This window comes from Streptomyces sp. YS-3 (genome assembly GCF_045257485.1).
Lineage (GTDB): Bacteria > Actinomycetota > Actinomycetes > Streptomycetales > Streptomycetaceae > Streptomyces.
Window position 1 is genome coordinate 1 of sequence record NZ_JBJHPC010000612.1, and the last position, 4050, is coordinate 4050.

The following is a 4050-nucleotide window of genomic DNA, read 5'->3' on the forward strand; positions in this document are numbered from 1 at the left end:
GAACTGGGCCCCGCCGCCCGCAACGGCGAGCGCACCCCGTGCGTGGGCGAGCCGATCGACGTGGCGACCGGCGCGATGCTCATGTCGCAGACCGACCTCACCCTGCCCGCCTCCCTGCCGTTCGCCTTCGAGCGCACCCACCTCTCCTCCTACCGGGGCGGGGTGTGCTTCGGCCCCACCTGGATCTCCACCCTCGACGAATGCGTCCAGATCGACAGCGAGGGTGTCGTCTTCGCGGGCGCGGACGGTATGCGGCTGGTCTACCCGGTGCCGACGCCGGGCGAGCCGGTGCTGCCGGTCAAGGGCCCGCGCTGGCCACTGGAGTGGGACGGCAAACCGGACGGCGTCATGACCGTCACCGACCCGGCCACCGGCGTGATCCGCTCCTTCAGCACCCCGCTGAACTCCGCGACCCCCGGCATCTTCCACCTGCCCATCGACGCCTGGCAGGACCGCAACGGCGCCCGCATCGACATCGAGCGCAACGCCGGCGGCGTCCCCGAGGGCATCCGCCACTCCGGCGGCTACTACCTCGCCGTCGACTCCCACGGCCCCCGCATCACCGCCCTGCGCCTCCTCGACCACGCCCCCGACCGCTACACCGGGCAGCTCCCGCCCGACGCGGGCACCGTGGTCATGCGCTACGCCTACGACGACGCCGGCAACCTCAGCGAGGTCATCAACTCCAGCGGCAAGCCGTTGACCTTCGCCTACGACGACCAGGGCCGGATGACCCGCTGGACCGACCGCAACGGCACCTGGTTCTCCTACGTGTACGACGACCGCGGCCGGGTCGTGCGCACCGACGGTGTCGACGGCATCCTCTCCGGCACACTCACCTACGACGACACCGCCCGCACCACCACCTACACCGACTCCCTCGGACACACCTCCAGCCACCGCTACAACACCGAGGGCCTGGTCGTCGAGGAGACGGACGCCCTCGGCCACTCCACCCGCACCCAGTGGGACGAGCGCGGCGACAACCCCCTCACCAGCACCGACCCCCTCGGCCGCACCACCCGGTACACCTACGACGACCACGGCAACCTCACCGAACTCACCCTGCCCGACGGCTCGGTGGCCCGCGCCGCCTACAACCGGCTGGGCCAGGCCGTCGAGGTCGTCGAGCCGGGCGGAGCCACCTGGCGCCACACCTACGACGAACAGGGCAACCTGCTCACCACCACCGACCCGCTCGGCGCGCGGACCAGCCATGTGTACGACGAGCTGGGTCACCTGACCTCGGTCACCTACCCCCTCGGCGGCGTGCGCCGGGTCACCCCGAACACGGCGGGCATCCCCGTCGCGGTCACCGATGAACTCGGCCACACCACGACCATCCGCCGCGACGCCTTCGGCCGCCCGGTCGAGGTCACCGACCCCCTGGGCCACACCACGCGCACCACCTGGACCACCGAGGGCAAACCGGCCCGCCGCGAGCACCCCGACGGCACCACGGAGTCCTGGACCTGGGACTCCGAGGGCAACCCGCTCACCCACACCGACCAGGCCGGCCACACCACCCACCACACGCCAGGTCACTTCGACGTCCCAGCCACCCGCACCGACCCCGACGGCGCCACCTACACCTTCACCTACAACACCGAACTGCTCCTGACCCAGGTCACCAACCCCCACTCCCTCACCTGGACCTACACCTACGACGAAGCGGGCCGCCTCACCTCCGAGACCGACTTCAACGACCGCACCCTCACCTACACGCGCAACGCGGCCGGCGAGCTGACCGCATGCACCAACGGCGCCGGCGAAACCCTCCACTACACCCGCGACGCACGCGGCCGGGTGACCGAGCAGCGCGACAGCGGCGGCGAGAGCGTCACCTTCGCATACGACGAGGCCGGTGACCTGGTGCGCGCGGCCAACACGGCCACGGAAGTGACGTACGTGAGGGACGCACTGGGCCGCGTCCTGTCGGAGACGGCCGACGGCCGCACCACGACGTACGCCTACGACACCCTGGGACGGCGCACCCTGCGCACCACCCCGTCCGGCCACACGTCCCACTGGTCCTACGACGCGGCCGGCCGCCCCTTCGAACTGCGCTCCGACGCGGGCACGCTGGCCTTCGACCACGACGCGGCAGGCCAGGAGACCCGACGCCGCATCGGTGACGCGGTGACCCTGACCCAGACCTGGGACCCGGCGGGCCGCCTCGCCGCCCAGTCCCTCGCCGCCCAGTCCCCCGCCGGGCGGCCCGACGGCCCCGCCCGTCTGCTCCAGCACCGCGCCTACGCCTACCGCCCCGACGGCTACCTCGCCCAGATCCGCGAACTCATCGCCGGCACAAGGAAGTTCGACCTCGACGCAGTGGGGCGCGTCACCGGCGTCCGGGCCCACGGCTGGACCGAGACCTACGCCTACGACACAGCGGGCAACATCACCCACGCCACCGCCCCCGCCCACCCGGCGCCGGGCGAGCGCGAGTTCACCGGCACCCTCGTGAAGCGGGCGGGCCGCACCACGTACGAGCACGACGCCCAGGGCCGCCTCGTCCGCAGGACCCGCAAGCTTCTCAACGGGCAGATGCGCACCTGGACCTACACCTGGAACGCCGAGGACCGCCTCGTGTCGGCAGGCACCCCGGACGGCGACACCTGGCACTACACCTACGACCCGCTCGGCCGCCGCGTCGCCAAGGACCACCTGACCGCCGACGGCTCGCCCGCCGGGCGCACGGCCTTCACCTGGGACGGGAACCGGCTCGCCGAGCGGGAACTGCCCGACGGCCGGTTCACCACCTGGGACTACGCCCCCGACTCCCACCGGCCTCTCACCCAGACCGACCACCGCCCCCTGCTGCGCAAGCCGGGCGGATCCCTCCTCGCGGAGCTGGCCGCCGACCCCGCGGCCGACCGCACCACCGCCTTCCACGGCATCGTCACCGACCCGGTCGGCACCCCCACGGAACTGGTGGACGCGGACGGGCATGTGGCGTGGAGCCTGCGCCCTGCCCTGTGGGGCACTGCCGTGGCCCCGGCCCTGGAGCCACCGGCCGTGGAGTGCCCCCTGCGCTTCCCAGGCCAGTACGCCGACCCCGAAACCGGCCTGCACTACAACCACTTCCGCTACTACGACCCCGAAACGGCCCGCTACCTCAGCCCGGACCCGCTGGGCCTGGAGCCCGCTCCCGACCACCACGCCTACGTCCTCAACGCCACCGGCTGGATCGACCCGCTCGGCCTGGCGCCCAAGGGCCCGAAGGACCCACTGGACCTCGGCTCCGGCTACCGGGGGCGCCTCGACACATGGCAGGAGGGGACGAAGGGAACCGACTTCGAGATCCACGTATACGATAAATCCGGTCGTGAAGTCGGTATCTTCGGCAGCGACGGCTGGTTCAACAAGCACGGCACGACCGCCGCAGACGTTCAGGTTCCGCCCAGTGTGGAGAACGCCCTCAAGGGGCGGGCCGTGGACACCCTGCGCAGGACCGGCCGGGTCGGCCCCAAGGGCACCGAGGACATCTCCGGCGACAAATGGCAACGCCCTCGTCTCGCAGCAGAAGGTTGCAAATGAAATACGTCAAGGCTGCCTGGGACGACGCGTTCCAGGGATTCTTCACGGACGCCACCGCCTACCTCGCGGCGCTCCCGGAGTTCGAGGAGGCACTGCCGCCCGGCGCCCGCGCCTTCGCCCGCGACGGCGATCACTACCGCCGGAACGCGGCACGATGCGTGAAGGACCTGGAGCTTGCCGACATCCGTATCGCGACGGACAAGAGCGGCACACTCACCCTCGATTTCGCCCCGAACCAGTTCAAGCACGAGGCGGGCCTTCGTATCGCCTACACGGGCGTGGTCCGTTTCGCCATCGCCTACGACCATGAAATCGACTGGATGCGGTCCGACGCGGTACTCCTGGACGAGATCCTGCCCGCCGACGACGGCGGCTGTCTCCACGAGATCGCCCTGACGGATGCCACGGTCACGGTCCACGCCCGCGACCTCCAGGCGGTCTGGGGAGAGCCGTCCGGTACGGGGTGAGTGGGGGCCTGGCGCCGGCGCCAGGCCCCCACTCACCCCGTAC

At 71.5% G+C, this 4050-nt stretch carries 2 protein-coding genes; both read left to right on the plus strand.

The genetic code is table 11. From position 1 onward, the window contains the following. Positions 1-3540: RHS repeat-associated core domain-containing protein (locus ACJA3G_RS31800; RefSeq protein ID WP_406556509.1), on the plus strand; the 3540-nt coding region annotated here is incomplete at its 5' end. Further along, on the plus strand, positions 3537-4007 hold the full coding sequence (locus ACJA3G_RS31805; protein ID WP_406556510.1) for a hypothetical protein: 471 nt from the start codon (positions 3537-3539) through the stop codon (positions 4005-4007). The genes ACJA3G_RS31800 and ACJA3G_RS31805, both read left to right, overlap by 4 nt. Positions 4008-4050: the final 43 nt, after the last annotated feature.

Excerpts from the sequence above, each read along its gene's own strand:
- ACJA3G_RS31805 (WP_406556510.1), top strand. The coding sequence starts at position 3,537 with ATGAAATACGTCAAGGCTGCCTGGGACGACGCGTTCCAGGGATTCTTC.